This is a genomic window from Mesorhizobium sp. WSM4837 (genome assembly GCF_055811435.1).
This window is the reverse complement of record NZ_JBVVQE010000025.1, coordinates 16,051-42,898: the sequence shown is the minus strand read 5'-3', so window position 1 is coordinate 42,898 and position 26,848 is coordinate 16,051. Positions and strand designations below refer to the sequence as shown.

At 61.7% G+C, this 26,848-nt stretch carries 27 protein-coding genes; 19 read left to right on the top strand and 8 right to left on the bottom strand.

What is annotated here, in order from left to right; translation table 11 throughout:
* Window positions 1–189: 189 nt before the first annotated feature.
* Complete coding sequence (locus tag AC0L3D_RS16705; RefSeq protein WP_287260306.1) at window positions 190–630, top strand: hypothetical protein; 441 nt, start codon at window positions 190–192, stop codon at window positions 628–630.
* Window positions 631–865: 235 nt separating this feature from the next.
* Here AC0L3D_RS16705 and AC0L3D_RS16700 read toward each other — a convergent pair whose 3' ends face one another.
* The 5 genes from AC0L3D_RS16700 to AC0L3D_RS16680 form a co-directional block, all read right to left on the bottom strand.
* Entirely contained in the window at window positions 866–1,915 is a 1,050-nt protein-coding gene (locus AC0L3D_RS16700; protein WP_473645096.1) for an L-idonate 5-dehydrogenase, read from the bottom strand.
* Entirely contained in the window at window positions 1,912–3,318 is a 1,407-nt protein-coding gene (locus AC0L3D_RS16695) for a TRAP transporter large permease (RefSeq protein WP_287260309.1), read from the bottom strand. The genes AC0L3D_RS16700 and AC0L3D_RS16695 overlap by 4 nt, the downstream gene beginning before the upstream one ends.
* Before the next feature lie 3 nt (window positions 3,319–3,321).
* Window positions 3,322–3,894 carry a TRAP transporter small permease gene (locus tag AC0L3D_RS16690; protein WP_023798555.1) on the bottom strand — a complete coding sequence of 191 codons (573 nt, stop codon included), beginning with the start codon at window positions 3,892–3,894 and terminating at the stop codon, window positions 3,322–3,324.
* Window positions 3,895–3,973: 79 nt separating this feature from the next.
* Window positions 3,974–4,948, bottom strand: coding sequence for a sialic acid TRAP transporter substrate-binding protein SiaP (locus AC0L3D_RS16685; RefSeq protein ID WP_023798554.1), 975 nt, complete (start codon window positions 4,946–4,948; stop codon window positions 3,974–3,976).
* A gap of 60 nt (window positions 4,949–5,008) precedes the next feature.
* Window positions 5,009–5,728: a FadR/GntR family transcriptional regulator gene (locus AC0L3D_RS16680; protein WP_023798553.1), complete on the bottom strand. Its 720-nt coding sequence runs from the start codon at window positions 5,726–5,728 to the stop codon at window positions 5,009–5,011.
* Window positions 5,729–5,942: 214 nt separating this feature from the next.
* Between AC0L3D_RS16680 and AC0L3D_RS16675 the strand changes: the two genes are divergently transcribed.
* Window positions 5,943–6,143: a hypothetical protein gene (locus AC0L3D_RS16675; protein WP_473645094.1), complete on the top strand. Its 201-nt coding sequence runs from the start codon at window positions 5,943–5,945 to the stop codon at window positions 6,141–6,143.
* Window positions 6,144–6,175: 32 nt separating this feature from the next.
* On the opposite strand, the gene AC0L3D_RS16670 is transcribed toward AC0L3D_RS16675, so the two are convergent.
* The gene (locus AC0L3D_RS16670; protein WP_236391751.1) at window positions 6,176–6,838 is read right to left on the bottom strand and encodes a hypothetical protein; all 663 of its coding nucleotides are present in this window, start codon (window positions 6,836–6,838) and stop codon (window positions 6,176–6,178) included.
* Between the two features lie 208 nt (window positions 6,839–7,046).
* Here AC0L3D_RS16670 and AC0L3D_RS16665 point away from each other — a divergent pair, with 208 nt between their 5' ends.
* The 14 genes from AC0L3D_RS16665 (at window position 7,047) to AC0L3D_RS16600 (ending at window position 20,582) form a co-directional block, all read left to right on the top strand.
* Entirely contained in the window at window positions 7,047–7,832 is a 786-nt protein-coding gene (locus AC0L3D_RS16665; protein ID WP_473645092.1) for an FAD-dependent monooxygenase, read from the top strand.
* Window positions 7,833–7,891: 59 nt separating this feature from the next.
* Entirely contained in the window at window positions 7,892–8,215 is a 324-nt protein-coding gene (locus AC0L3D_RS16660) for an FAD-dependent monooxygenase (protein ID WP_287260313.1), read from the top strand.
* A 229-nt stretch (window positions 8,216–8,444) separates the two neighbouring features.
* On the top strand, window positions 8,445–10,961 hold the full coding sequence (locus AC0L3D_RS16655) for a heavy metal translocating P-type ATPase (protein WP_473645089.1): 2,517 nt from the start codon (window positions 8,445–8,447) through the stop codon (window positions 10,959–10,961).
* Window positions 10,962–10,970: 9 nt separating this feature from the next.
* Window positions 10,971–11,369, top strand: a complete 399-nt coding sequence (gene cueR / locus AC0L3D_RS16650; protein WP_287260317.1) for a Cu(I)-responsive transcriptional regulator — start codon at window positions 10,971–10,973, stop codon at window positions 11,367–11,369.
* Entirely contained in the window at window positions 11,366–11,926 is a 561-nt protein-coding gene (locus AC0L3D_RS16645; RefSeq protein WP_287064503.1) for a cytochrome c, read from the top strand. The genes cueR and AC0L3D_RS16645 overlap by 4 nt, the downstream gene beginning before the upstream one ends.
* A gap of 66 nt (window positions 11,927–11,992) precedes the next feature.
* Window positions 11,993–13,996, top strand: a complete 2,004-nt coding sequence (locus tag AC0L3D_RS16640) for a multicopper oxidase domain-containing protein (protein ID WP_287376507.1) — start codon at window positions 11,993–11,995, stop codon at window positions 13,994–13,996.
* A gap of 26 nt (window positions 13,997–14,022) precedes the next feature.
* Window positions 14,023–14,460: a YqaA family protein gene (locus AC0L3D_RS16635; RefSeq protein ID WP_287260320.1), complete on the top strand. Its 438-nt coding sequence runs from the start codon at window positions 14,023–14,025 to the stop codon at window positions 14,458–14,460.
* 163 nt (window positions 14,461–14,623) lie between these two features.
* The gene (locus AC0L3D_RS16630) at window positions 14,624–14,989 is read left to right on the top strand and encodes a hypothetical protein (RefSeq protein ID WP_473645087.1); all 366 of its coding nucleotides are present in this window, start codon (window positions 14,624–14,626) and stop codon (window positions 14,987–14,989) included.
* A gap of 88 nt (window positions 14,990–15,077) precedes the next feature.
* The gene (locus AC0L3D_RS16625) at window positions 15,078–15,308 is read left to right on the top strand and encodes a hypothetical protein (RefSeq protein ID WP_023798543.1); all 231 of its coding nucleotides are present in this window, start codon (window positions 15,078–15,080) and stop codon (window positions 15,306–15,308) included.
* Complete coding sequence (locus AC0L3D_RS16620; RefSeq protein ID WP_473645085.1) at window positions 15,305–16,762, top strand: TolC family protein; 1,458 nt, start codon at window positions 15,305–15,307, stop codon at window positions 16,760–16,762. Before AC0L3D_RS16625 ends, AC0L3D_RS16620 begins: the two co-directional genes overlap by 4 nt.
* Before the next feature lie 17 nt (window positions 16,763–16,779).
* Complete coding sequence (locus AC0L3D_RS16615) at window positions 16,780–18,138, top strand: multicopper oxidase family protein (RefSeq protein ID WP_023798541.1); 1,359 nt, start codon at window positions 16,780–16,782, stop codon at window positions 18,136–18,138.
* Between the two features lie 42 nt (window positions 18,139–18,180).
* The gene (locus AC0L3D_RS16610) at window positions 18,181–18,669 is read left to right on the top strand and encodes a cupredoxin domain-containing protein (protein WP_473645082.1); all 489 of its coding nucleotides are present in this window, start codon (window positions 18,181–18,183) and stop codon (window positions 18,667–18,669) included.
* A 26-nt stretch (window positions 18,670–18,695) separates the two neighbouring features.
* Complete coding sequence (locus tag AC0L3D_RS16605) at window positions 18,696–18,980, top strand: copper-binding protein (protein WP_473645080.1); 285 nt, start codon at window positions 18,696–18,698, stop codon at window positions 18,978–18,980.
* Between the two features lie 201 nt (window positions 18,981–19,181).
* Window positions 19,182–20,582 (top strand): adenylate/guanylate cyclase domain-containing protein, encoded by a 1,401-nt coding sequence (locus AC0L3D_RS16600; protein WP_473523197.1) that lies wholly within the window; start codon window positions 19,182–19,184, stop codon window positions 20,580–20,582.
* Between the two features lie 54 nt (window positions 20,583–20,636).
* On the opposite strand, the gene AC0L3D_RS16595 is transcribed toward AC0L3D_RS16600, so the two are convergent.
* The gene (locus AC0L3D_RS16595) at window positions 20,637–20,999 is read right to left on the bottom strand and encodes a hypothetical protein (RefSeq protein WP_473523198.1); all 363 of its coding nucleotides are present in this window, start codon (window positions 20,997–20,999) and stop codon (window positions 20,637–20,639) included.
* 171 nt (window positions 21,000–21,170) lie between these two features.
* The gene (locus AC0L3D_RS16590; RefSeq protein ID WP_287064511.1) at window positions 21,171–21,479 is read right to left on the bottom strand and encodes a hypothetical protein; all 309 of its coding nucleotides are present in this window, start codon (window positions 21,477–21,479) and stop codon (window positions 21,171–21,173) included.
* 182 nt (window positions 21,480–21,661) lie between these two features.
* Between AC0L3D_RS16590 and AC0L3D_RS16585 the strand changes: the two genes are divergently transcribed.
* From AC0L3D_RS16585 to AC0L3D_RS16575, 3 genes are read left to right on the top strand one after another with little or no spacing between them, the layout of a single operon-like run.
* Window positions 21,662–22,063, top strand: a complete 402-nt coding sequence (locus tag AC0L3D_RS16585; protein WP_473645078.1) for a FixH family protein — start codon at window positions 21,662–21,664, stop codon at window positions 22,061–22,063.
* On the top strand, window positions 22,060–23,508 hold the full coding sequence (locus AC0L3D_RS16580; RefSeq protein ID WP_473523199.1) for an efflux RND transporter periplasmic adaptor subunit: 1,449 nt from the start codon (window positions 22,060–22,062) through the stop codon (window positions 23,506–23,508). Before AC0L3D_RS16585 ends, AC0L3D_RS16580 begins: the two co-directional genes overlap by 4 nt.
* Window positions 23,505–26,672 (top strand): efflux RND transporter permease subunit, encoded by a 3,168-nt coding sequence (locus AC0L3D_RS16575; protein WP_473645077.1) that lies wholly within the window; start codon window positions 23,505–23,507, stop codon window positions 26,670–26,672. Before AC0L3D_RS16580 ends, AC0L3D_RS16575 begins: the two co-directional genes overlap by 4 nt.
* The last annotated feature ends 176 nt before the right edge of the window (window positions 26,673–26,848 follow it).

Below are 26,848 nucleotides of genomic sequence, written 5' to 3'. Positions count from 1 at the left end.
CGCGAATGACACCCCAAGCGCCATGGCAACGTTCACACGACGGGATTGGCCGGTTTCCGCCATACAACGGTGATTGGACAGGTACATGGGAGACGGCATCGACTTATTGCTGTCGTCCTGGAAGACCCTGACGGCCGATTGCGGACACCTCGGGCTTAGCATAGTCATGCTCTTCTTTGAGGAGATTGCATGTTTCGCATTATTAGCGCGATCGCTCTGTCTTGTTTATTGGTGACGGTTGCTTACGGGCAGTCGCCACCGTTTTGTAGAAACAGCTATGCGCCTGGGGAAGAGATTGAGACGCGTTTTATGGGCATTGGCTACGCGCTAACAATGTATGCGCTTGCCGAAAAATACTGTGGTGCCGAACCTGCCCCGATGAGGCCGAAGTTTCTCGGCTATTTGAAGAGGCAAGGCTGCGGCCCTGAGACAGAGATTTATCAGGATGTCGAAATGTCGATCGGTAGGTTGGAGGGGGCCAACTTGTCGCTATTGGCGCAGAGCGGAGACCCAAGCCTGTCTCTAACTGAGCAGCAGGCGAAAGATTGGGCCATGAGCACATCGAAGGAGCTTGGCGGGTGCGAGCGCTTGATTGAGCTACACAATACCGAACCGGAGTCCTGGCAATAGATCGAGGTGTCGATGCGAAAGGGACATTGCGGAGTAGCCACTTTCGGCCAAGTCGACAGTCGGTGTCGGCACAGTTGCCATAGCGCTCTGCCGCTGATGGTAGTTGATACCGAGCGATGGAAATATTCCGCCCTTGTGTGAGCAGCACATCGCTTACTTCGTGGCCGAAGGAGCAGAACGCTTAGAGTGTCATTTCGCCCCTACCGGGACCGACCCTTCCGCCGGGAAAAACGCCTCAGTCGGCGGTCAGCACCACCTTGACGCTCTGCGAGCGGTCGGCGGCCAGGGCAAACGCATCGTAGGCCGAGGAGAGGGGGCGTTCGGCGGTCACCAGCTTCAGGACATCTATATCCCCGCTGACGATGAGGTCGACCGCCTCGTTGAATTCCGCGCCGAAACGAAACGTGCCGTTCAGATTGATTTCTTTGGCCATCACCGCATTGGCGGCCACCGGGATCTGACCACCCGGCAGATTGCCGACCTGAACGACCGTGCCGCCGCGCCGGACGCTGGCGATCGCAGCTGCGAGACCCGCGGCGGTGCCTGAAATCTCGAACGCGACATCGATCAACTTGTCGGCCGCGAGCGCCTTGAGCTCGTCATCGCCGCCGAACAGGTTGATCGTCCTGTTTGCTCCAAGTTTGCTGGCGAAGGCGAGCGGCGCCTCGGCTATGTCGGCGACGGTGAGCTCGCCACAACCCTTGAGCCTGGCGGCGAGCATGGTCAGGAGCCCGATGGGGCCGGCGCCGATCAGGATGACGTTGCGGCCGGCGATGTCGCCGGCCCGCGCCACGGCATGCAGGCTGACGGCGAGCGGTTCGGCAAGTGCCGCCGCCTGGTAGGCAACAGCATGCGGGACTTTGATGCATTGCGCCGGCGTGGCATCGAACACGCTGGCAAAACCGCCTTGCATGTGCGGCGTTTTCGACGCCGAGCCCATGAAATAGATGTTTTCACAGAGATTGGCGCGGCCCTCTGCGCATCGGGCGCATTGTCCGCACCAGCGCGACGGGTTGACCGCCACGCGATCACCGACGGCAAGTCCTGGCGCGTCCGCGTTGATTTCGACGATCTCTCCGGCGACCTCGTGACCGAGCACGAGCGGCGATGTGATGACAAAATCGCCGGTCCGCGCATGGCGGAAATAGTGCAGGTCGGAACCGCAGATGCCGCCGGCGCCGAAGCGCACGCGCACCATTCCGGGCGCGAGGGGGCCGAGCGGATGCTCGACGACGCGCAGATCCTCAGGGCCAAAAAGCGTTGCGGCGATTGGACTGACGATCAACGGATCAGCCCCATTTGCGTCGGCAGCCACAGCGTGATGGCGGGGACGAAGGTGATCAGGATCAGCGCGACGATCAGCGGCACGAGCCAGGGCAGAATTGCCATGGTGGTACGCTCGACCGACAGTTTTGCGACCCGCGAGAGGACGAACAGCACCATGCCGAGCGGCGGATGGAGCAGACCGATCATCAGATTGAGCGTCATGATCAGACCGAAATGCACCGGATCGATGCCGTAGAGAACCACGATCGGCAGGAGGATCGGCACAAGGATCGTGATGGCGGCGATCGTGTCGAGAAAACAACCTACGACCAGCATCAGGATGTTGACCAGGATCAGGAACACCCATTTGTTTTCGGTCAGCGATGTGATGAAGACCGAGAACAGCTGCGCCGCCTGGCTGACCGTGAGCAACCAGGCGAAGATCGACGCTGCGGTGACGATGAAAAGGACCGACGCCGTCGTCTCGATCGTGTCGAAACTGGCCTTGGCGAGGGCTGAAAGTGTCATCGTCCGATAACGCACAAGCCCGAGAAACAACGACCAGATGACGGCGGCCATGGCCGCTTCGGTCGGGGTGAACCAGCCCATGGTCATGCCGCCGATCAGGATGATCGGCGTCATCAGCGCCATGACGGCGGAAAAGTCGAAATACCAGTCGCAGGCGATCAGGACGACGAGCGCGATGCCAACGGCGATGTTGAGCGACAGTCCCATCTGGACAAGGACATAGACGGCCAGCGGAAAGCAGCACACGACGGCGACCTCGATCGAGGCGGCGGCGAGCCGGTTCAGTTTGAACGGTGTGTCCGAACCCCAGCCCCGGCGGTGGGCGAAGATCGCGACCGTCACCATCATCAGCGCCGTCATGACGACGCCGGGCAGGATGCCGGCCATGAACAGCGCGCCGATCGAGACGTTGGCCATCATGCCGTAGATGACGAAGGGCAGCGACGGCGGGAAGATCGGGCCGAGCGTCGAGGAGGCGGCGGTGACGCCGACCGCCGCCTCGACGGGATAGCCGTGGTCCTTCATCGCCTTGATCTCGATGGTGCCGATGCCGGCGGCGTCGGCAAGGGCTGCGCCCGACATGCCGGCGAAGACCACCGATCCGATGATGTTCACCTGCGCGAGGCCGCCCTTCATCCAGCCGACAAGCGCCAGCGCGAAGGAATAGATCCGCCCGGTGACACCGGCGATGTTCATGAGGTTGCCGGCAAAGATGAAGAACGGCACGGCAAGCAGCGGAAAGCTCTCGACACCGGCGATCATGCGCTGCGCGGCGATGATGTCAGGCGCCACGCCATAGAAGACGAGATAGAGCAGCGACGACACCGCCATCGACACAGCGACAGGCACGCCGACCAGCATCAGGACGAGAAAGGCTCCGATCAGAAGCAGCATGGCCTATTCCCCCAATCCGTCGAACGCGGCGGGGCGCTCCAGCGCCGAGTAGCCACGGCGAATGTTGCCGATGAAGACCTGGATGGCGCGCAGCATCATCAGCACGAAACCGGCGAAGACGGCGTAGAAGACGACGTTGCGCGGCAGGTTGATGGTGACCATCCGCTCGCGGTGGACGATCCCGACATAGCGCCAGAGGAGCCAGGACATGTAGGCGAAGAAGCAAATGGTAATCACATTGACCGCGAGCGCCAGGTAGCGCCCGGCCCCAGCGGGGAGATAGTGATAGAGCACGTCGACGTGGATGTGGCGCGTGGTGCGCGTGCACATGACCGAGCCCAGGAAGACCACGACGACGAGGCAGTTGATGGCGATCTCCTCGGTCCAGGCAAAACTGTTGTTCATGACGTAGCGCGTAAAGAACTGCAGGAACACGCAGAACGACATGCCCCAGAACACGGCGAGCGTGACCCAGTCCTCCACCGCGTATCGCGACAGATCGATGGGCGGCGCTTCTTCCTCGAAGGCATGCGCCAGTTCTTCTGCTGTAACCTGGGTGTGGACCTCTTGGGTCATCGGCAAGCTCCGGGCACTGTTGGACAGCGGGCTCGACAGACCCGACGCGCTTGTCGCGCCGGGCCCGGATCGATGCGGCTTACTTGACGGCGCGGATCGCCTCCCAATCCTCCTTGCGGTAGCCGAACTCCTCGAACGTCACCTTCTCCATCACGTTCTTTTCGAAATCGGCGCGATCGACTTCGGTGACGGTGAGACCGCGCTCCTTGAAGGTTTCGACCAAAGCCTTCTCGCGATCGACGATGATCTTGGTCGCTCGCGCGGCGGCTTCCTGCATCACCTCGGTGAAGATCGCCTTGTCCTCGTCCGACAATTGCGACCAGCGCGATTGCGACACGAGCGTGTTGAGATGATCGACGATGTGCCCGGTCAGGATAATGTGCTTTTGCACTTCGTAGAATTTTTTGGCGTCGATCGTCGTCAGCGGGTTTTCCTGCGCTTCCACCGTACCCTGCTGCAAGGCGAGATAGACCTCGGCGAAGGCGATCGGCGCGGTGTTGGCACCGCAGGCGCGCGGCATGGCGAGATAGGCCGGCACATCAGGCACGCGGATCTTCAGGCCCTGCATGTCGGCGCATTTCTCGATCGGCCGGTTGGAGGTCGTGTGACGCGTGCCGTAGTAGGTGGTCGCGGTGATGTGATGGCCGGAGGCCTCTTCGAAGCCGGCGGTCAACTCCTTGTATTTGGCGCTCTTGGTGTAAGCGAGCAGGTGATCCGCGTCGCGGAAAGTGAACGGGAAGTAGGTCACGCCGATCGGCGGGTATTCGCGGGCGGCGAAGCTCGATCCGGAGATGATGATGTCGACCGTGCCGAGGGTCAGCCCCTGGTTGATGTCGGCTTCCTTGCCGAGTTGCGAAGCCGGGAAGACGTCGATCGTATAGCGGCCGTCGGTGCGCTTCTTGATCTCCTCTGCCGCCCACACCGACTCGGTGTGGAAGGGTTCGGACGTTTCGTAGACATGGGCCCATTTCAGCGCGGTTTGTGCAGAGGCCGAAGCCATGGGCAGAGCGATTGCGGCGATCGTGCCGAGCAGAACGGCGTATTTCCTCAACATCATATTCCTCCCTGTGAATGGATTGACGGTGCCGACAGGACCCTCCCGGTCGGCTGACTCCTATCCCGCGACCTCCCTGGCCGCGGATTTCTCACCGAAATTGCGTGAGAATCTCAGTTGCGACTGACGCAGATGTTCTTGCATGGCGGCCTTGGCCCGTTCAGGGTCGCGCGCCGCGATCGCGTCGCGCACGGCGCGATGCTCCTCCGCGGCGGCCCGCCAGGACTCCCTGTTCTCGAAATAGCTCGACAGGCGTTCGAAATATGGGTTCATGCGCTGGTCGAAGAGCTCGCCAATGCAGCGCACCAGCACGGCGTTTCCGAGAATGCCCGCCACTATCGTATGGAACTCGCGGTCGAGCGCGATCGTCATCCTGGTCGGGCGAGGTATGTCCTCCATGCGGCGCAGCACGTCGTCCATATGTTCGATGTCGATCGGCCGGGCATGGAGGGCGGCTTCGGCGGCGATCGCCCCTTCGATGAACTCGCGCGCCCGCAACAGCTCGAACGGGCCTTCATCCATTTCTGCCGTCAAAATTTCGGCGCGCGGCGGTTCGGTGACGTAGATGCCCGAGCCGACGCGAATGCGTATGCGCCCCTCGACCTCGAGCGCGATCAGCGCTTCACGGACGGTCGGGCGGGAGATGCCAAGCTGATCGGCCAGCTCGCGCTCGGTCGGCAGCCGATCGCCGACTGCGAACTCACCCGCGTCGATCAGCTGCCTGAGCTGATCGGCGATCTGTCGGTAAAGTCGACGCGGTTCAACGGCCTGGATCGGCATTGTTACCCAGTTCTACTTCAACGGAATCATCTGGCAGATCCCGGATCGGTAAATTGGTCTGACCTATTGATCGAAACCTGCCGCGAAAAAGGCTGAGAGTCAAGTAGCAGAGAACGCCGATGGGAACCCATTCTCCGTGACTTTCTTGCAAACGACGGATCGGCCATGGCTGGACGGCAACTCTTGAACTTCCAGCAGCTGGAAGGATTATCGCGTGGTTTCCGCCGGCGGACAGCCGAATTATTTCACCATCAACGGCCGCGCCTATCCTTCGAGGGACACGATCAGGATGAAAGTCGGCGAAACTCTGAAAGGGCGCTTCATCGGCACCAATGTGCCACTTGTGGCAGCGGATCATGCAGAGGCGACTTCCGGCACCGTAGCATATCTCACCTGCGCAATGAGTATAGACTGAGAGGGGGCGCCAGGGCAGCTAGGGGAGCCGTGTCATCGAGCCAGTGGATAGGCCTGCGGCGACTTCCGATATGCCTCTTCACAACGCGGCGAACAAAACCATGGCCCTTCTGGGGCGGCCCGTCGATAGGATGCATACGGAGCATGCATCTTGCACACTGGATCGATCCAGGCCGGGTCAGGCGAGGGGGCAAGTTCGATCTCGTAAAGAGGGATTTCATCAGCTACCGACCGCAGCGCCACCTCTCCAAGATCCCGCACCAAGATGCCTTTGGCGGCAGCGGCGTCGGCAATGGGTTGAGTCGCAAGCAATTGACCGGGGGACGCAAGCGCAGCAATACGTGCCGCTATGTTGACGGTCGATCCAAACAGATCACCTGCCCTGCGGATGACCGGTCCATGGTTCAGCGCCGACCGGGTGAGCGGAAGGCGCGGTTCTTCCCGGCATGCCTGCAACAGCGTTCCAAGCGCCTGGATCGCTAACTCCGGCTCCGGAAACGAGAGCATCGCTTCATCCCCGATCCACTTGATCGGAGGCTCGTAGCCAGCAAGCGCCTCGCGGACCATGCTCTCGAAAATCTCGAGCACATCGATTGCCGCTGCATCTCCATAAACGTCCGCGATGGCGCTAAAGCCCGCAAGATCGATGAATGCCACCGTAGCCGAAGCGCCGACGGAACTCTGCGTCTGGCTCATATCCCTGTCCATGCGAAGTTATTTAGCGCCTGTAACACGGTTTCGCGAATCTCGGACGCGATCGTCAGAGCTCCAGGGCGTCGGTACGCCACACCGCAGACCTCCCTTCGAGTGAAATTGGAGAAGGCGTTAGCCGCCTGTTTCCTCGGGAACACTTTGGTCTCGCAAAGTGTTTTGCCGCGTGGCAAAGGCGAAAGGGAGCGTGAACATGCGCGCAGTCATCATTGGTGCAGGCATCGCCGGACTTGCAGTTGCCAGGGGCCTGCGACTCCTCGGATGGGAGACCGAGATTTACGAGCAGGCGAGCGAACTGAAACCTCTGGGTGCGGGTCTCAGTCTCAGCGCCAATGCGCTTCGTGCCCTTCGTACGCTCGGCCTATATGAAGCGGTTGTGGCCGAGGCGCAGCCAATACACAGACTCGACCTTCTCGACGACAAGGGACAAGTTCTCCAATCCACGGATTTTCAGCGCTTCAGTCAGCTATGTGGTCACCTCAGCATGGCCGTGCTGCACCGTGGCGATCTCCACAAGGCCCTTCTTTCGGAACTACCGCGTTCTGTCATCCGCACCGACATGGAATGCGTGGATGCACGGCAGGTTGGTGAGAATATTGCCCTGCGCTTCGCAAATGGGGAGATCGTGGAAAGCGAGCTGGTGCTCGCTTGCGATGGCATTCACTCCGCGGTTCGTAGGGCGCTGTTTCCGCAGTCGCGCGAGCATTTCGCCCGCTACACCTGCTGGCGCGCCATCGCGCCCGGTTTCCCGCAAGGAATGGACCCGACGCGTCTTACCGAAAGCTGGGGGGCCGGAAAACGCATCGGCCTGGCCGCGATCCCCGGCGAAAGGATCTCTACTGGTTTGCTTGCTGTGGCGCGAATCACCGGGACGACCCCAAGCTGGCTCAGGCCGATCTTGCAGAAGTGCAGGCGATGTTTTCCGGATTTCACCAGCCAGTCCCGGAGGTCCTTGATCGGACACCGGCGGACTCGCTGATCTGGACGGATATACTCGATCTCGATCCAATGCCCTCGTTTACGCACGGAAAGGCGGTTTTGCTTGGCGACGCCGCGCATGCGGTGACGCCCGATCTGGGACAAGGAGCCGGACTTGCGATCGAAGACGCGGCCGTTCTTGCAGCGTTGTTCGGGCGGCTTCCGACCGACCGGGCCATCCGCGAGTATGACAAGCGCCGTCTCAGCAGGGCACATAGGGTCGCGGCTGAATCGCGCCTCTATGCGAAAGTGGCGCAGTGGCAGAACCCGCTTGTCGTCCCGCTACGCAACTTGCTGGTAAAGAGCATACCGGAGCGTTTCATGGACCGGCAGCTCGAGGCGGTTCTCGATATCGATTTCGAGCCTGTCAGGAACGCCGCCTAGCGCCGGCGATTAAACGCACACCAATCGTCCAATTTTTCTTGTCGGCGGCATAGTGGCCAAGGCCCTGGCGGCAGGTGAAGGGGCGCCCATCTCATCCTGCGGCAGCCCACAGGGGGACACGCTGGCCATATCGCGGCGGAAGTAAGCGATCATTTTGCAGAAAGCCACTTGACCTTCCAGTAACTGGAAACCGTAGGTGGAAGGGGAGTTGCCCATTTAGGAGTGCCCCATGATCGACTGTCACGATGATGCCACCCACACCGACGCATCGCATGGCTCGTGCTGTTCCTCGCACGCGCCGGCCGCTGCCTCAATCGTCGTCACTCGCGATCCAGTGTGCGGCATGACAGTCGATCCAGCGGCGGGAAAGCCGTCAGCGACCTTGGGCGGCCACAGCTATCATTTCTGTTCGGAAGGCTGCCGGACCAAGTTCCAGAAGGAGCCAGAAGCCTTTCTGAATGCAACCGATCCGGTTTGCGGGATGAAAGTCGAGCGCTCCACGGCGAAGCATTTCGTGCGGCATGAGGGCAAGGGTTTTTACTTCTGCTCCGCCGGGTGCAAAGCCAAGTTCGAGGCCGATCCTCAGAAATATCTGAGCGGCCAGCCAGCGCCGGAGCCGATGCCGAAGGGCACGCAATATACTTGCCCGATGCATCCCGAGATTGTCCGCGACAAGCCCGGCTCCTGCCCGATCTGCGGCATGGCGCTGGAGCCGATGGGCGTGCCGACCGGCGACGAAGGTCCCAATCCGGAACTCGTCGACTTCACCCGCCGCTTTTGGGTAAGTGCCGTCCTGTCGATCCCGCTGCTTCTGATCACCATGGGACCGATGCTGGGCCTGCCGTTCCGCGACTGGCTCGGCGAACATCCGGCAGCCTGGATTGAGTTGGCGCTGGCGACCCCGGTGGTGCTCTGGGCGGCGATCCCCTTCTTCCATCGCGGCTGGGAGTCGATCGTCAACCGCAGTCCGAACATGTGGACGCTGATCTCGATCGGCGTCGGCACGGCCTATGTCTACAGCGTCGTGGCGACGTTATTCCCCAATCTCTTCCCGCACCAGTTTCGCGGCCACGGTGGCACGGTTCCGGTCTATTTCGAGGCAGCCGCAGTAATCGTCGCGCTGGTCTTTCTCGGCCAGGTGCTGGAGTTGAAGGCAAGGGAGCGCACCGGCTCGGCGATCCGCGCGCTTCTCGACTTGGCGCCGAAGACGGCCAGGCGAATTGCGGCGGACGGTTCGGAGGCAGACGTGCCGCTCGATGAAGTCAAGGCCGGCGAGCGGCTCCGCGTGCGGCCCGGCGACAGTGTGCCGGTCGACGGCACGGTGCTCGAAGGCCGCTCCTCGGTCGACGAATCGATGCTGAGCGGCGAACCTGTCCCCGTCGAGAAGACGCAAGGCGACTTTGTGACCGGCGGCACGCTCAACAAGAACGGAACGCTGGTCATGCGCGCCGAAAAGGTCGGCGCCGATACGATGCTGTCGCGCATCGTCGAAATGGTTGCCAAGGCGCAGCGCAGCAGAGCGCCCATCCAGGGACTTGCCGACCGCGTCTCCTATTACTTCGTGCCTACTGTCGTTCTGGTCGCCATCGTCGCCTTCATCGTCTGGGCCATCTATGGGCCTCAGCCGAGCATGGTCTTCGCCATCGTTTCGGCCGTCTCGGTGCTGATCATCGCCTGTCCCTGCGCGCTTGGGTTGGCGACGCCAATGTCGATTATGACCGCCACGGGACGCGGCGCGCAGGCTGGCGTGCTGATCAAGGAGGCCGAAGCGCTGGAGCGCTTCTCCAAGGTCGACACGCTGATCGTCGACAAGACCGGCACGCTGACCGAGGGCAAGCCCAAGTTGACCGACGTCGTCGGGTTCGATGGCTTTGACGAGGCCGAACTTCTCGGCCTTGCCGCCAGCCTAGAGAAGGGTTCGGAGCACCCGCTTGCCGAGGCGATCGTCGATGGCGCGCGGGAGCGCGGCGCGACCGTCGAAGACGCAGCGGATTTCGAGGCCGTCACGGGCAAGGGCGTCACGGGAACGGTCAAGGGCCGCGCCGTTTCGCTCGGCAATCAGGCGCTGATGGACGATCTGGGCATCGGCCTGGAGGTGGCGAAGGAGCGTGCCGACGCGCTGCGTTCCGACGGCAAGACGGTGATGTTCGTCGCGGCCGACGGCAGGCTTGCCGGTTTCGTCGCCGTGGCCGATCCGATCAAGGCGACGACGGTGGAAGCGATCCGCGCCCTGCACGACAGCGGGCTCAGGATCATTATGGCGACGGGCGACAACGAGCGCACAGCGAAAGCGGTGGCGGCGAAGCTCGGCATCGACGAGGTGCGCGCCGACATGCTGCCGGAGAGCAAGAAGGCGCTGGTCGACGAACTGCATGCGAAGGGCGCGGGCGTCGCGATGGCCGGCGACGGCGTGAACGACGCACCGGCGCTGGCGGCGGCCGATGTCGGCATCGCGATGGGAACCGGCGCCGACGTGGCGGTCGAGAGCGCCGGCATCACGTTGGTCAAAGGCGACCTCAACGGCATCGTCCGGGCGCGGCGGCTGTCGCAGGCGACGATCCGCAATATCAAGCAGAACCTGTTCTTCGCCTTCGTCTACAACGCACTCGGCGTGCCGGTAGCGGCGGGCATCCTCTACCCGATCTTCGGCACGCTGCTGTCACCGATGATCGCGGCAGCGGCAATGAGCCTTTCGTCGGTTTCCGTGATCGGAAACGCGCTGCGACTTCGTTCCTTGAAGCTTTGAGGTCAGACCATGAACATAGGAACCGCCGCAGAAAAGTCCGGCCTGCCGCCAAAGACCATCCGATACTACGAAGACATCGGTCTTCTTAGGCCTGATCGTGCCGACAACGGGTACCGGGATTATTCGACGGCCGACGTCCATCGCCTGCGCTTCCTGCAGCGGTCCCGAAGTCTTGGCTTCTCTGTGGAGGAATGCCGACAACTCCTTTCGCTCTACCGCGACAAGGAGCGCGAGAGCGCGGATGTGAAGGCCATAGCGGAAGCCAAGCTCGCTGAAATCGACCGGAAACTGGCGGAACTCGCCGGACTGCGGGACATGCTTCGGCATCTCGCCGACCAATGCAACGGCGATGACCGACCTGATTGCCCGATCATCGACGGGCTTGCTGGACACGGCACGGTTCAGTGAGGCGCGTCCCCATCATTGCAGCAGTCCTTGTTACCGCCGGGATCGCCGCCGGGACGGCGCTCCCGAAGACAGCCGTCGCCCCAGTCGTCGCCGAGCGCCAAGCGTCGATGAAGGCGATGGCGAGCGCCGCCAAGACCATCTCCGAAATTTTTGCCGGCAAGGTGGCCTACGATGCCGCAGCCTTCAAGGCGGCAACCGAGACCATTCGCCGCCGGTCCGGAAGTGCCATGGTAGACGCATTTCCAGCGGACTCGCTTGGTGAACCCTCGGCCGCTAAGGCGGATATCGGTCAGTCCCAAGAAGAATTCGCCGCGCTCGCTCGCCATCTCGAAAGCCTGGCTGCGGCGCTGTCAGATGCGGCTGACGATGCGCCCGAAGGCATCACGGAAGCCATGAGGATGAAACCCGGAATGGCAATGGGCAGCAGCCTGCTCGGAAAACGGGCTGGCGGCGCGGCCGATTCCGATCCTTCGAAGATCCCAGCCGAACACGTATTCCATCTGATGCTGCAGAACTGCACGAACTGCCACGCCAAGTTCAGGGAGAAACGGCAGTAGGCAAGGCATCGACTTCACCCGATGCCGGACTAGGTGACATTGACGACAATCGACAGGAATCCTGCAATGTTCGTACAGCCCGTCGACTACTTCCTCGCAGTCTGGTTCGTTCTGGCGGGCCTGAGCACGGCCTATGTTGCGTGGGACCAGTTCCGCAACAACCCCGAACCCGTGGTGATGAAATGGGGTTTCATCCTGGTCACGCTTTATATGGGGCCGCTGGGGCTGCTGATCTACGTGCTGGCCGACAAGGAGCCTCGGCCAGGCGAACATGAGGCGTTCACCAAACCGCTCTGGAAGCAAGGCGTCGGCTCGACGATCCACTGCGTCGCCGGAGACGCCACCGGGATCATCCTTGCTGCGGCAATCACCGCCGCTCTCGGGCTGCCGATGTGGATCGATCTTGTTGTCGAGTACGTTGCCGGTTTCGCATTCGGCCTGTTCATCTTCCAGTCGCTGTTCATGAAATCGATGATGGGCGGCACCTACTGGGAGAATGTCCGCAAGAGCTTCATGCCGGAATTCATCAGCATGAATTTCATGATGGCGGGCATGGCGCCGATCATGAGCTTCCTGATGATGGGCAGCGACATGCGGGCCATGGAACCGACCGAGCTCCTGTTCTGGGGCGTGATGTCGTTCGGCGTGATCGTTGGATTCGTCACCGCATATCCCGCCAACATATGGATGGTGGCCCGTGGACTGAAGCACGGGCTGATGACCGAACGCGAACCGGAGCTCGACAAGGCAAGGGAAGGCAGGCGCGAGCACGCACATAGCGGCGCGAAAGCCGGGATGGTGGGGCAACACGCTTACGCGCGCCTCGATGAACATGCCAAGCCCAGACATGCCAACCCAGGCGGCAATCCCGGGCCTGGCCATCATGGATCCGGCCATGGCTCCTCCCACGGCGATGGGGGAGGAGGGTTGCGTGGTTCGCATGGCGGTCACAACGGTATGGAACCGGATGCAACTGTGCCGCAACTCGCGGCCTTCGGCGGCGTGTCCGTACTCGCGCTGGCGCTCGGCATGATCGCTCCGGCCAACTGGGTGAACCTCACCCTCAGCGCGCGAGACGTAGGCGGCGCCATCATGCCGCCCGGCATGATCATGGACCGCGACACGCCGGCTGCAGCGATGCTGGACATGGCCGCCGTGCATCCTCGCCTGATCACGGCCAGCCATGGCTTGGAGGTTCGCGGCGACCGGGAACTGGAAGCCAGGATGGAGAACGGGGTAAAGGTGTTCGACCTGGAAACCTCGGTCATCCGCTGGGCGATCTTGCCGGACGTGAAAGTCGACGCCTATGCGATCAACGGCCAGGTTCCCGGCCCACGGCTGCATATCCGGCAAGGCGACCGGGTGCGCATCAACGTCACGAATCGCCTGCCGGAGAGTACGACCATCCATTGGCACGGGTTGATCCTGCCGAACGAAATGGACGGCCCGGCCGAGATCACGCAGGAGCCGATCCCGCCCGGCGGCAGCTACCGATACGAATTTACGGCAGGCCAATCGGGAACCTACTTCTATCACTCGCATGACCATGTCGATCGCCAGCAGGCGCTCGGACTCTACGGTGCACTCATCATCGATCCCGCCAATCCCCAGGACGAGATTGCGGCAGACCACGACTATGTTATCCAGCTTCAGGAATGGCTGATGCGGGAGGGCCTGACTTTTCCGTCGATGCCGATGGACGGCGGGCAGCCGAATTATTTCACCATCAACGGCCGCGCCTATCCGTCGACGGACACGATCAGGATGAAGGTCGGCGAAACTCTGAAGGTGCGCTTCATCGGCACCAATAATGGGTTTATCCACCCTATGCACATCCACGGCGGTCCCTTCGAAGTTGTCGCCCGCGACGGCGAGACCATCCCGGCGTCGGCACGATTCCTTGCCGACACAGTCAACGTCGGACCAGGGCAACGCTACGATGTCGTCTGGCGGGCACGTCGGCCCGGAAAATGGCTGATCCATTGCCATATCGGGCATCATACGACCAACAACAATGTCGAAGAGAAGGGCGGTGGCGGACTGATGGTCGTAATCGATGTGCAACCCTGAAGCCCGCTCCGCAAGGCGAAACGTAGATGGATATCCTTGCCATCTACGGCGGCCTGTTTGCTCTTGCCTTCGCTGCGGCGACCATCCTCCCGGCGCAGTCGGAGGCCGCCCTTGCAGGGCTCCTCGCCATGGATTCGTTCTCGCCCGCAATGCTGGTTCTTGTCGCCAGCCTGGGCAACGTCCTGGGTTCTGTGGTGAACTGGGGTCTTGGTCGAGGGATCGAACGCTTCCGGGACAGGCCCTGGTTTCCGCTGCGTCCCGCGACGCTCAACCGCGCCACGAACTGGTATCGCCGTTATGGAAGGTGGTCGCTCCTGTTAAGCTGGATGCCGATCGTCGGCGATCCACTGACCATGGTCGCTGGGGTTTTGCGCGAGCCGCTATGGAGCTTTGTCTTAATCGTCGCCCTCGCGAAGGTTTCGCGTTATCTGGTTGTCGCCGGAGCGGTGCTGGGCCTGATGTAAAACCGAAATCGCGGACATCGCAGCAGGCGTTGCGTTCACTTTTTGGTTGCAATGCGACAAAGCGGCCGCGGCGACCTTGACAAATCAGACGAACAATTGTCGGAAGGGTGCGATGAGGACTCTTGGTCGAACTACGATCCTAGGAAGCATACCGCTCCGAGCAATGCTGGCGGTCGTGTTCCTGGTCGTGTCGGCTCTTCAGCCTGGTCTGTTCGCCGCAGCCAATGCCACGGGTTTTCATGCCGGGGCGGATATTCAGGCCGGGGTGGATCTCCAGGCCGAGACACCCGCACACGATATGGGCCATCACGGCGCAACGGCGGACGACGCGGACACGTCGGAGCATCATCACGGCGACAAGCAATCCTCTGACAAAACCTGCGAAGTCCATTGTGCACCGGCACATGCGGTGCCGGTCGAATGCCCTGACTTGGAGCATGTTGTCTCCCGCTGCTTTGCGTCGGTCGTTGCCGTGACTTTGCCGCTTGGCGAATACACAGCGCTGATAAGGCCCCCCAAACACATCTGAACTGACGCGCCCTCTTCGGGCGTTCGCGCGCAGCGTCGGGAATCCGTTCCCGCGCGGCCAAACGCATACGTCATGCTTCAGGTCTACAATGAAAATCGCAAGCTCCGCGATGCTCGCATCGCTGTTAGTTACCGGATGTGCGGCGACCACGCCGCCGGACATCCTTCCCACCTTCAATCCGGCCGATCCGGCAATGGGCGTCCGTGATGCGCACTACCATCCGGTCGTCGTCTATAGCCACCGGGAGCCAGTCGACCCGCAGAATTGGCGGCGTCTCAATGAAGAACGCTCCTCTGCGAACCCGGGAGCCGGATCATGAAGCGCCGGCCCCTGACCATAGCTGCGATGGTAACCATCCCGCTGATCGCTGCCGGATGCACGACAAGCGGGGCCCTTGATGGCATCTCAGCCCCCATGGCTGGTTTCACGACAGTCGCGGCACGTGCCGAATCCGTGACCGGCAAGAAAACCGTCTGGGTGCAATCCAGCGAGGAAGCGCGGACGGTTTCAGAGCGCGTGAAAAGCCTCGTCCAGAAGAAAACAATCGGTCCGGACACCGCGGTGCAGGTCGCCTTGCTCAACAACAAGGGCCTGCAGGCCGCCTACACCGAGATCGGCCTGTCGGCGGCCGACATGTGGCAGGAATCGATGCTCGTCAATCCGACGATCTCGATCGGCATGATCGGCGTCGATCCTGTGCGGACGATTGAAGGAGCGGTGGTCAGCAACATCCTTGCGCTGGCGACTCACAAGCGGCGCATCGCAGTCGCGGATGCACGTTTTCGTCAGGCCCAGCTCCGCGCCGCCGAAGAAACGTTACGACTGGCCGCGGACACGCGGCGGGCCTGGATCAACGCCGTCTCGGCCTGGGAGAGCGTTTCCTATCTGAGCAAGGCGCAAGCCGCCGCCGATGCTGCCTCCGAACTCGCTCAAAAACTTGGAGAGACGGGCGCCTTCACAAAGACCGGCCAAGCCCGCGAACACGTCTTCTATGCCGAGATCACCGGTCAGGCGGGGGAGGCGCGGCTCGCCGCCCGCACCGCCAAGGAAGAGCTCACCCGGCTGATGGGTCTATGGGGACCGGATGTCGATTACTCAGTCCCCAACATGCTTCCAGCCTTGCCCAAAGGCGCCAAGGCCAAACGCGCAATCGAGGCGGAGGCGCTAAGAAATCGCGTCGACCTTGAGATCGCGAAACTAGAGCTGGAAGCGCTGGCGAAATCCTACGGTCTGACCGAGGCGACGCGCTACGTCAGCGATCTGGAGTTACTATCCGGTGTGGAGGTGGAACGCGAGGAGTCGGAGGAGGGTGCGACGGAAACGAGTGTCTCACCCACTCTCGAGCTCGAGTTCGTCATTCCGATTTTTGACACCGGCGAGGCACGCATGCGCAAGGCCGAGCTTGGTTACATGCAAGCCGCAAATCGGATGGCCGAAAAGGCGGTCAACATCCGGTCGGAGGCCAGATCCGCCTATGACGCCTACCGTTCGACTTACGACATTGCTCGGCACTATCGGAACAATGTCGTGCCGCTGCGAACAAAGATCGAGGCGGAGTCGCTCCTCACCTACAACGGCATGATCACCAACACGTTCGAGCTGCTGGCGGACACACGCGCGAAAATCAGCTCGATCATGCTTTCCCTCAACGCCAAGCGCAATTTCTGGCTGGCCGACGTCGGCCTCGGGACCGCCATCCACGGTGGCGGCGCAGGCTCGCCCGGCGGCGGCGACGCACCGGCAGCAGCCGAAGCGGGCGCCGAAGGCCACTGAACCTCAAGGAGAAGAAAATGCTTTCAAGACGTCAGTTGCTTGGCGCGGGAGCCCTGCTCGCCGGCGCCACTGCATGGACCAAAACGTCCGCGATGGGGCTGCCCGACGCTGCAATCATGGAGTCCCCCGACATGCAGCCTCCGATCTTCCCAACGAGCGGACCGGACTACCAGCCGGTCGTGACGCTCAACGGCTGGACCCTTCCGCAGCGCATGAACAACGGCGTGAAGGAGTTCCATCTGGTGGCCGAGCCGGTCGAGCGCGAGATGTCGCCCGGCATGACTGCCTATCTCTGGGGCTACAACGGTCAATCTCCCGGCCCGACCATAGAGGCGGTCGAGGGCGATCGAGTCCGCATCTTCGTAACAAACAAACTGCCGGAGCACACGACGATCCATTGGCACGGCATGATCCTGCCCAACGGCATGGACGGAGTGACCGGTCTAACCCAGCCCGGCATCCCGCCCGGCAAGACCTTCGTCTACGAGTTCGACCTCGTGAAGAGCGGCACATTCATGTACCACCCGCACGCCGACGAAATGGTCCAGATGGCCATGGGCATGATGGGCTTCTTCGTCATTCATCCCAAAGACCCGAAGTTTATGCGCGTGGACCGCGATTTCGTATTCCTGCTGAACGCCTTCGACATCGAACCGGGGTCGTACGTCCCGCGCATCATGGAGATGACGGATTTCAATCTCTGGGCATGGAACAGCCGCGTTTTTCCGGGGATCAGCCATCTTCCAGTGGCGAAAAACGACCGGGTCAGGGTCCGGGTGGGCAACCTGACCATGACCAATCATCCGATCCACATGCATGGCTACGATTTCGAGGTGACCTGCACCGATGGCGGCTGGGTCCGGCCGGAGGCGCGGTGGCCGGAGGTGTCGATCGACATCCCCGTCGGCGCCATGCGGGCATATGAGTTCGAAGCCAAATACGAGGGCGACTGGGCGATTCATTGCCATAAGTCGCACCACACAATGAACGCCATGGGCCACGACGTGCCCACGTTTATCGGCGTCGACAACTCGAAGGTCACCGACAAAATCCGCCGGGTCCAGCCCGAATACATGGCCATGGGTGACCGCGGCATGGCCGACATGGGCGAGATGGAGATGCCGCTTCCCGACAACACGATCCCGATGATGACCGGCTGGGGCCAATTCGGCGCCATCGAGATGGGCGGCATGTTCTCGGTGGTGAAGGTTCGGGAGGGTCTCGCCTCGAGCGATTACGCCGATCCGGGCTGGTACCAGCATCCGGAGGGAACCGTGGCTTACGAATGGAAGGGGGATGTCCCCGCTCCGACGAAATCAGGCGACGCAAAAACGATGGCCCCGGCAGCGCACGGCGGTCACGGCAAACAGGGATGAGAACCGAAACCCCTCAACCTCAACCATGAGAGAAAGTGCAGCATGAAACATTTAATCGCAGCGGCCGTTTTGATGGCGGTCAGTTCGGGAACAGCTCTTGCCGGTGGAACGCATGCCGGAGGCCATGGCGACAAGGCCGCCACGATGCCGATCGGCAGCCCTGGCGAGGCTCGCAAGGCAAAGCGGACCATCAACATCTCGATGTCGGAGAAGGACGATGGAAAAATGTTGTTCCAGCCGGCCGTGCTCAAGGTGAAGAAGGGCGAGACCGTTCGCCTGGAGTTCGTCAACAAGGGCCAAGTCGACCACGAATTCGTCATGGACGTCCATGACGGGATCATGGAGCACAAGGCGCTGATGGAGAAATTCCCCGAGATGGAGCACGCCGATCCCAATTCGATCCGGCTGGCGCCCGGCGCCAGAGGCGAGATCATCTGGACGTTCGCCAACGCCGGCGAATTCGGCTTCGCCTGCCTGATCCCGGGTCACTACGATTCCGGCATGAAGGGCGACATCAGCGTCGCTCACTAACCCTCAAACCCGCAAAGGAAGCAGCCATGAAACTATTGGTAAAGGCACTATCGACCCTGGCCCTCGCGCTCGCCATCGGCGGGAGCGCGCTCGCACAGGAATACGTTAAAGGCGAAGTCGTCAAAATCGACGCTAAGCAGAAGAAGCTGACAATCAAACATGAGCCGCTGGCGAATCTCGACATGCCCGCTATGACGATGGTGTTCGTCGTCGCGGAGGACGCCATGCTCGATAAAGTCAAAACGGGTCAGGCGATAGAGTTCAAAGCCGATCGCGTGAACGGGCGCATCACGGTCACGGAAATCAAGTAGGCGAGGTGCGTGGATGGCAGGCCGTCGGAAAACGTCGGCCCGCCATCGCGAGTGGCTGCCAAGATCCTTTTGGGGATGCCGCACTGTCGACCGCGCTACGATCGTTCTATCGGGACGATCGATGACCCCTGTGGCCCTCGAAACCAAGGATGCGGTCCACGTCGATAGGTTCACCTAATTTCGAAATCGAGCTGAGTACCTATGACATCCAGCAATCGCGCTCGAACGGAGATCGATGTTCTCATTTCGGAGGTCGAGCAGCGCAACGAACTGCGCACCGCGCTTTGGCGGTTCGTGGCCTTGTTCGTGTTCGCGCTCTCCGTCGCGCTTGAACCGGATATCGTCAATCACGAGATCCACCTCACGCTGCTGAGCGCCTATGCCGCGATCACCTTTCTAGCTGTAGGCCTGGTGATTACGAGGTTATTCCGCCCATGGCTAAACTGGATTTATGTTGCAGTAGACGCGTCGCTCGTCATCTATCTGACCGCCGAGCACCTCCTTGACTCCGCCTCTTCCTTGGTCGATGCGCTGGCAACGCCAAGCCTCGCGATCGCGTTTGTGCTTCTTTCACACGCGAGCATGCGCATGCGCGCGGGGCCGGTTGCCGCCTTCGCACTCATCGTTATTCTTGGCTCCTCGGCGGTTGTCTTGATGCCGATTTGGGAGGACGGTTTTGGAGCCGTCTTCCGCCTCTCTTCGGAAGAAACTCAGGCAGCGGGGGTTCGGCTTGTGGCTTTCACCGTCGTCGCGGCGATCCAGATCGTTCTGGTATTGGACATCCGGCGGCTGGTGCAAGAAGCGGTCGCAAGTTCTAGCGAGCGGGCGAACTTGACCCGCTTCTTTGCTCCCGAGACGGCTGAGCGCTTGGCAACGGAGGGTGCGAATCTTGGTCTTCGCCGCCAGGAAGCGGCGATACTGTTCGTCGATATCCGAGGCTTCACGAGGCTCTCGGAGACGATGCCGCTGGAGGAGATAGCATCCCTCCTCACCGAATACAGGCGGCGGGTGACGCAGGCGGTATCGGGATGTGATGGGGTCGTGGACAAATTCATCGGCGATGGCGTCATGGCTGTATTCGGCTTTCCTTTGCCGCTCGCGACCGCTGCGCTCCGAGCGTTCGAATGCGCGGTCGAGTTGTCCAACTTTCTCGATGTGTGGAGCGAGATCAGGATGCGCGACGGCGAGGAACCCCTCAGTTTCGCGATCGGCGTTCACTACGGCCACGTGATCGGGGGCGTCATACCGGGAGAACATCATAGCGAATACACCGTTATCGGCGATTCGGTAAATCTGGCCGCCAGGCTTCAGGCGATGTGCAAGCTAACGGACGCTCGCATCGTCATCTCGGATGAACTCGCCTGCAAACTGCCGCGGCATTGGAGGACGCCTGAGTGGCAAACGCAGAGGGCTGCAACCGTCCCGGGCCGATCTGAAACCGTCGACGTCCATCTGCTGCCAACGCAGGCGTCAAGGATACAAAGTTACCAATCGCAGGGTCCCGATCGGAACGCTACACGGCCGGCCGATGCGCCGCGCGCCGTGCGACCTGTCACGGCGACGGTTAGGCCAGAAACCCGGTCGGCCGCATCAGGGGTATAAGCCGCTATTATCAGTTGAAGATCGGACGATCCGGTGACCTCACATTCACGGGTATCAAGACGAGGGGACCGCACAAAATGTCATCCAGAGATATTCTTTCCAATCGTCATGTAAGGCTCGGCTCAGAGGCATCACCATTGGATATTTTCGCGTGCCTACACTCACATACGCCGGATAATTACAGCGAACGCGCGCACGATGCCTGCCGGTATCTTCATACCTGATGGCGCCGCTCGCGTCCGTTTCGACTAAACCGATGGCAACGTCATAGTCGCCATCTTGCGAGACGCTATTGTTCAGGACGCTGAGCTGAACCGAGGTGGCATCCGGAAAATTGGCAGTGTAAAAGACCAGTTGCTCCGCCGCCATCGAGGGCGTAGCCATCAACACGCCGGCAAAAAATGCAATGGCGCGCATCTCCTCCTCCCGAGGATCCAAGACGATGCTATCATCTCTCGCGTCGATATTCGATTCGATTCTACTCTCCGGCAGTGGGCCGCGCCCATGACATCGCGTTTGTAGCGAACGGCTTGTGCGCCGTTCACAAGAAGGTCACAAATCCCGGAAACACTATCGTCCGGTGGCTCCCTATGCCAAAATGTGGTCGATGACGAACTTGTTCGGTTTCGGAAGAATGCTCTTACTGCTGGCCGTATTCGGGCTGGCCTTTGCACCCTTGGGAGCTTCGCCCTCGAGTGCCGCTGTCGCCGGGCCAGCTTTATCGATCATGCAAGACAACATGCCTTGCTGCCCGGATGGCAAGCCAATGGTGCCGGACTGCGGCAAGGATTGCCCGTTGGCCGTTTTGTGCGTGTCGGGGATGGTCAGCGCCCCGCTTGCCGAAGCGCACTCCTTCTTTCTCCTTGCGCCGGTCGGCGACGACTTCCTGAACGGCAAAGACCTGATCCTACCCTCGCTTATCGGCGAACCGCCCCCGCGACCACCCAAAGCCTGACTGGCAAATAGGCGCGTTTAGCGCCGCGACCCGTGCAGAGGAAGGCCGCATGGGCCGTTCGCATGACGTTGTCATGCTCGCGCCGTGCGCAAGCGCGGAACACTGTCAGTCGGAAACATTGATCATGAAGTCGAAACTCGCATTTCGCACCGCGATGCTTGCGCTTGCATCCGTCACTGTCGCTTCCCAAGCGGCCAAAGCAGCGCAAGAGGACTACGAATTCCAGCTCGTTGAGAACGAGATCAAGGAAGGGGGCGGCACCATCGTCGCCGTTAGGCTCCTCGACAAGAGGACAGGCGCTCCGGTGGCCAACGCCGTCGTGTTCGCCACCAGAATGGACATGGCTCCGGACGGAATGGAGGCGATGAGCACGCCCGTCGAGGCGCTGCCGCCCGAGGAGCCCGGCATCTATCGCTTCAAGACCAACCTCACGATGGCGGGCGGCTGGCGATTCTCGCTTGCCGCCAAGGTCCAGGGCGAGACCGAGACGGTCGAGCGCCGCCTGGAATTCAAGGCCGTCCAATGAAAAGGTTCGGCTCATTCCTGACCCTCGCCGTATTGACGGCAGGGGCTGGCGCCGGCGGATACTCGGCCGGACAACATGATCTATCCGTCTCGGACATCGTGCAAATGATCGAGACGACCATCGGGCGCCCGCTCAACGCGGAACCGAAGCCGGCGACTGCCGATCCGGCTCCCTCTGGTCACGTCATCTACTACCGCCATCCCGACGGAGATCCCGCCTATTCGTCGACACCAAAGCGCACCGAAGATGGCCGGGATTTCGTGGCGGTTCTGGCAAGCGAGGATGTGAGCTTCGAGTTTCGCCCCGAGATGAAGGTAGGCGGCGAAGCGGTGGCGCCGAGCAACCGGAAGATCCTCTACTACCGCAATCCCATGGGCCTGCCGGACACGTCTCCTGTGCCGAAGAAGGATTCCATGGGGATGTACTACATTCCCGTCTTCGAAGGTGAAGCGGATGACGGCTCGACCGTCAAAGTCTCGCCAGGAAAGCTGCAACGGACAGGCGTGAAGACAGCGCTGGCCACCAGAGGCGCGATCAAACGTCCGGTCCGGGTCCCCGGCACAGTCACGCTGGACGAGCGCCGCGTCAGCGTCGTCTCGACTCGCACCGAGGCTTTCCTTGAGGAAGTGGCTGACGTGACGACTGGAACGGCGATTGAAAAAGGCCAGCCGCTGGTGCGGTTCTACGCCAAGGAGATCGCCGCGGCAGGTGCGCTTTATGCCGCCGACCTGAAGGGCGACGCGCGTGGAGGCGCGGTCGCAGGCAGCCTACAGCGTCTGGAAAATCTCGGCGTCCCTGCGGAAGCGATTGCTGAGATCGAGAAGACGAAGAAGGTGCCGATCTCGGTTACGCTGATGGCGCCCCGCAGCGGCGTTGTCCTGGAGCGCTTGGCCGTCGACGGCATGATGGCGGAGGCAGGCCAGACCCTGTTCCGGATCGCCGATGTTTCGACCCTCTGGGTAATGGCCGATGTGCCGGAATACGAGTTGAGTTCGGTTCGTATCGGGGACAAGGCGACCGTCCGCATCCGCAGCCTTCCGGGCAAGGTGTTCGAAGGCAAGGTCGGTCTGATCTACCCTGAAATCCAGGGGCAGACCCGGACCGCGAGGATTCGCATAGAACTCCCCAATCCCGGGGGGCTGCTGCTTGCCAACATGTATGCCGAGGTGGAGATCGCGACGGGCGGCACTGATCCTGTCGTGGCCGTGCCCGACAGCGCCGTCATCGACACGGGGGACCGCCAGGTTGTGATCGTCGACAAGGGCGAAGGCAGCTTTGAGCCGCGCGACGTGAAGATCGGTATGCGAGGCGACGGTATGGCCGAGATCATGGAGGGCCTTGCCGAAGGCGAAAAGGTCGTTGTCTCGGCTAACTTCCTGATCGATGCCGAAAGCAACCTGAAGGCCGCGCTCAGCGCGCTGACGCCTGCGGAGGCGCAGCCATGATCGCAAAGCTCATTGCCTGGTCGGCCCGAAATCTGATCCTCGTATTCTTCGCGACCGCACTTGCCGCTGCCGCGGGGGTCTATGCGGTCAAGACCTTGCCGCTGGATGCCATACCGGACCTCTCCGACGTCCAGGTCATCGTGTTCACCGATTATCCGGGCCAGGCCCCACAGGTCGTCGAGGACCAGGTCACCTATCCGCTGACGACCTCTATGCTGACCGTGCCACGGTCGAAGGTGGTGCGCGGTTTCTCCTTCTTCGGCGTATCCTTCGTCTACGTGATCTTCGAGGACGGCACCGATCCCTATTGGGCGCGGAGCCGGGTGCTCGAATATCTGAACGCGGCCGCCAGCCGTCTGCCCGACGGCGTTTCTCCAGCACTCGGACCGGACGCGACAGGCGTCGGCTGGGTTTACCAGTACGCCGTCGTTGCCAAGGAATTGTCCCTCGCGGAACTCCGTTCCCTGCAGGACTGGGTGGTCCGCTTCGCAGTCTCGAAGGCAGAAGGGGTGTCCGAGGTCGCAAGCGTCGGCGGTTTCGTGAAGCAGTACTCGATCGTGATCGATCCCTCGCGGATGCGCGCTCAGGGCGTGACGCTTTCGGAAATCGGCGAAGCGGTTCGTACCAGCAACATGGACACGGGCGGCCGCACGGTCGAGATCTCCGAGTTCGAATTCATGGTGCGTGGACGCGGCTACCTAAAGAGTGCGTCCGACATCGAAAGCATCGCGTTGAAGTCGGTCAGCGGCGTGCCGCTCAGGCTCGGCGACGTCGCCAAGGTCGAGATTGTGCCTGACGAGCGCCGCGGCATCGCCGAACTGAACGGCGAGGGCGAGGTCGCGAGCGGCATCGTGCTGCAGCGGGTCGGCGCGAACGCGCTCACCGTCATCGAGAACGCCAAGGAAAGTCTCGCTGAGATCGAAAGGAGCCTGCCTGAAGGTACCGAGATCGTGCCCGTCTACGATCGTTCAAAGCTCATCGAGGCTGCGATCGAGACTCTGAAGTCGACGCTGGTGGAGGAGAGCATCGTGGTAGCCCTCGTCACCATCGTGTTCCTGCTTCATGTGAGGAGCGCATTGGTCGCCATCATCATGCTGCCCGTCGGCATCCTGATGGCTTTTGCCGCTATGAAGCTGCTTGGCCTCGGCTCCAATATCATGAGCCTCGGTGGCATCGCTATCGCCATCGGGGCGATGATCGACGCGGCGATCGTCATGATCGAGAACGCGCACAAGCACCTGGAACGGGCGCCTCCGGGCAAGCCCCGCATCGAGGTTTTGATCAAGGCTGCAGCCGAGGTCGGGCCAGCGCTGTTCTTCAGCCTGCTCATCATCACCGTCTCGTTCCTGCCGATATTCACGCTTGAAAGCCAGGAAGGCCGTCTGTTCGGTCCGCTCGCCTTCACCAAAACCTTCGCCATGGCGGCCGCAGCGCTGCTCTCGGTGACACTGGTGCCCGCTCTGATGGTGATGCTGGTGCGCGGCCGCATCGTGCCGGAGCACAGAAATCCGCTCAACAGGCTGCTTATCGGGCTCTACCGGCCGATCATTGCCAGTGTGCTGAGGGCAAAGACGCTCACGATCCTGCTCGCCATTGTCGCCCTTGGAGTGACGGTTTGGCCCGCGCGCCAGCTCGGCAGCGAGTTCATGCCGAACCTCGACGAGGGAACGTTGATGTACATGCCGACGACGCTGCCGGGCCTGTCCGTCACGAAAGCCGCCGAACTGATGCAGATGCAGGATCGGATCATCAAGTCATTCCCTGAGGTAGAGTCTGTCTTCGGCAAGGCGGGCCGGGCGCAGACCGCGACCGACCCTGCGCCGACCGAGATGTTCGAGACCATCATCAATCTCAAGCCGAAATCGGAGTGGCGGCCAGGGGTCACGTCGGAAAGTCTGAAAACCGAGATGGACACCGCGCTGCAGTTTCCGGGTGTGTCGAATGCCTGGACGATGCCGATCCGCGCCCGCATCGACATGCTGTCGACGGGCATACGCACGCCCGTCGGGGTCAAGGTCTACGGCACCGACCTCGGCGAGATGGAAAATGTCGCGCGCCAGATCGAGGCGGTACTCAGGGCGGTGCCGGGCACGTCGAGCGCTTATGCCGAGCGGGTGATCGGCGGTTACTATCTCGACATCGTGCCCGACCGGGCAGCCCTCGGACGCTACGGCCTGTCGATCGGCGACGTGCAGGACGTGATCTCCATGGCGCTCGGCGCAAAGGTGATCACGTCCACGGTCGAAGGCCGCGAACGCTATGGCGTCGCCATGCGCTATCCACGCGCGCTGAGAAGCGATCCCGGTGCGATCGCCCGCGACGTGCAGATCGCACTGCCTGGCGGCGGCTTCGTACCTCTCGGAGAGGTGGCCAAGGTCGAACTCACGCGCGGCGCGACCTCGATCCGCACCGAGAACGGGCAGCTCGCAGTCTACATCTTCGTCGACATCGCTGGCCGTGATCTCGGCGGCTATGTCAACGAGGCGCAACAGGCCGTCGCCGCCGAGGTAAAACTGCCGCCCGGTTATTCGGTCGCCTGGAGCGGGCAGTTCGAATATCTCGAACGTGCCCAGGCACGGCTGAAAATCGTCGTGCCGCTGACGCTCGCGCTGATCTTCCTGCTGCTCTATCTCAACTTCCGGGCGCTGACCGAGACGCTGATCGTCATGCTGTCGCTGCCATTCGCAATCGTCGGCGGCATTTGGATGATGTGGTGGCTGGGCTTCAACATGTCGGTCGCGGTCGCGGTGGGCTTCATCGCGCTCGCCGGCGTGGCCGCCGAAACCGGGGTCATCATGCTGATCTATCTGGACAACGCGTGGAGCGAGGCGAAGGCCAGATGTGTGGCCGGGAAGCGGAGTTTGACCAAGATGGACCTGAACGAGGCGATCATGTTCGGCGCCGTCGAGCGCGTACGCCCGAAGATGATGACGGTGGTCGCCATTATGGCGGGCTTGCTGCCCATCCTGTGGAGCACGGGCACCGGATCGGAGGTCATGCAGCGGATTGCCGTGCCCATGATCGGCGGCATGATTTCTTCAACGATCCTGACGCTGGTGGTGATTCCGGCCGTCTACGGCATCGTCAAGGGCTGGCGGTTGCCGAGCCGGAGTGCGGTCGAGGAGCCAAGAGCAGACGGTCGGCTGAAGTTGGCCGCGGAATAGGAGCGAAAAATGATGGACCAGATGATGTCGGGCGGCATGTGGGGCATGGGCGTAGCAGGCTTCATCCTCCTCGCTCTGGTCGTTCTCGCGATCGCCGCCTTGATCAAGTTCCTGTTTTTCAGATGACAATCGCGGCAACCAAGGCGCGCGGTCTGAACCGGGCGCCCTCAGACGAG

Bases quoted from the DNA above. Each gene is read 5' to 3' on its own strand.
- AC0L3D_RS16705 (WP_287260306.1), top strand. From the start codon at position 190: ATGTTTCGCATTATTAGCGCGATCGCTCTGTCTTGTTTATTGGTGACG.
- AC0L3D_RS16695 (WP_287260309.1), bottom strand. From the start codon at position 3,318: ATGCTGCTTCTGATCGGAGCCTTTCTCGTCCTGATGCTGGTCGGCGTG.
- AC0L3D_RS16690 (WP_023798555.1), bottom strand. From the start codon at position 3,894: ATGACCCAAGAGGTCCACACCCAGGTTACAGCAGAAGAACTGGCGCAT.
- AC0L3D_RS16685 (WP_023798554.1), bottom strand. From the start codon at position 4,948: ATGTTGAGGAAATACGCCGTTCTGCTCGGCACGATCGCCGCAATCGCT.
- AC0L3D_RS16680 (WP_023798553.1), bottom strand. From the start codon at position 5,728: ATGCCGATCCAGGCCGTTGAACCGCGTCGACTTTACCGACAGATCGCC.
- AC0L3D_RS16670 (WP_236391751.1), bottom strand. From the start codon at position 6,838: ATGAGCCAGACGCAGAGTTCCGTCGGCGCTTCGGCTACGGTGGCATTC.
- AC0L3D_RS16665 (WP_473645092.1), top strand. From the start codon at position 7,047: ATGCGCGCAGTCATCATTGGTGCAGGCATCGCCGGACTTGCAGTTGCC.
- AC0L3D_RS16655 (WP_473645089.1), top strand. From the start codon at position 8,445: ATGATCGACTGTCACGATGATGCCACCCACACCGACGCATCGCATGGC.
- cueR (WP_287260317.1), top strand. From the start codon at position 10,971: ATGAACATAGGAACCGCCGCAGAAAAGTCCGGCCTGCCGCCAAAGACC.
- AC0L3D_RS16640 (WP_287376507.1), top strand. From the start codon at position 11,993: ATGTTCGTACAGCCCGTCGACTACTTCCTCGCAGTCTGGTTCGTTCTG.
- AC0L3D_RS16635 (WP_287260320.1), top strand. From the start codon at position 14,023: ATGGATATCCTTGCCATCTACGGCGGCCTGTTTGCTCTTGCCTTCGCT.
- AC0L3D_RS16630 (WP_473645087.1), top strand. From the start codon at position 14,624: ATGCTGGCGGTCGTGTTCCTGGTCGTGTCGGCTCTTCAGCCTGGTCTG.
- AC0L3D_RS16625 (WP_023798543.1), top strand. From the start codon at position 15,078: ATGAAAATCGCAAGCTCCGCGATGCTCGCATCGCTGTTAGTTACCGGA.
- AC0L3D_RS16620 (WP_473645085.1), top strand. From the start codon at position 15,305: ATGAAGCGCCGGCCCCTGACCATAGCTGCGATGGTAACCATCCCGCTG.
- AC0L3D_RS16615 (WP_023798541.1), top strand. From the start codon at position 16,780: ATGCTTTCAAGACGTCAGTTGCTTGGCGCGGGAGCCCTGCTCGCCGGC.
- AC0L3D_RS16610 (WP_473645082.1), top strand. From the start codon at position 18,181: ATGAAACATTTAATCGCAGCGGCCGTTTTGATGGCGGTCAGTTCGGGA.
- AC0L3D_RS16605 (WP_473645080.1), top strand. From the start codon at position 18,696: ATGAAACTATTGGTAAAGGCACTATCGACCCTGGCCCTCGCGCTCGCC.
- AC0L3D_RS16600 (WP_473523197.1), top strand. From the start codon at position 19,182: ATGACATCCAGCAATCGCGCTCGAACGGAGATCGATGTTCTCATTTCG.
- AC0L3D_RS16595 (WP_473523198.1), bottom strand. From the start codon at position 20,999: ATGCGCGCCATTGCATTTTTTGCCGGCGTGTTGATGGCTACGCCCTCG.
- AC0L3D_RS16585 (WP_473645078.1), top strand. From the start codon at position 21,662: ATGAAGTCGAAACTCGCATTTCGCACCGCGATGCTTGCGCTTGCATCC.
- AC0L3D_RS16580 (WP_473523199.1), top strand. From the start codon at position 22,060: ATGAAAAGGTTCGGCTCATTCCTGACCCTCGCCGTATTGACGGCAGGG.
- AC0L3D_RS16575 (WP_473645077.1), top strand. From the start codon at position 23,505: ATGATCGCAAAGCTCATTGCCTGGTCGGCCCGAAATCTGATCCTCGTA.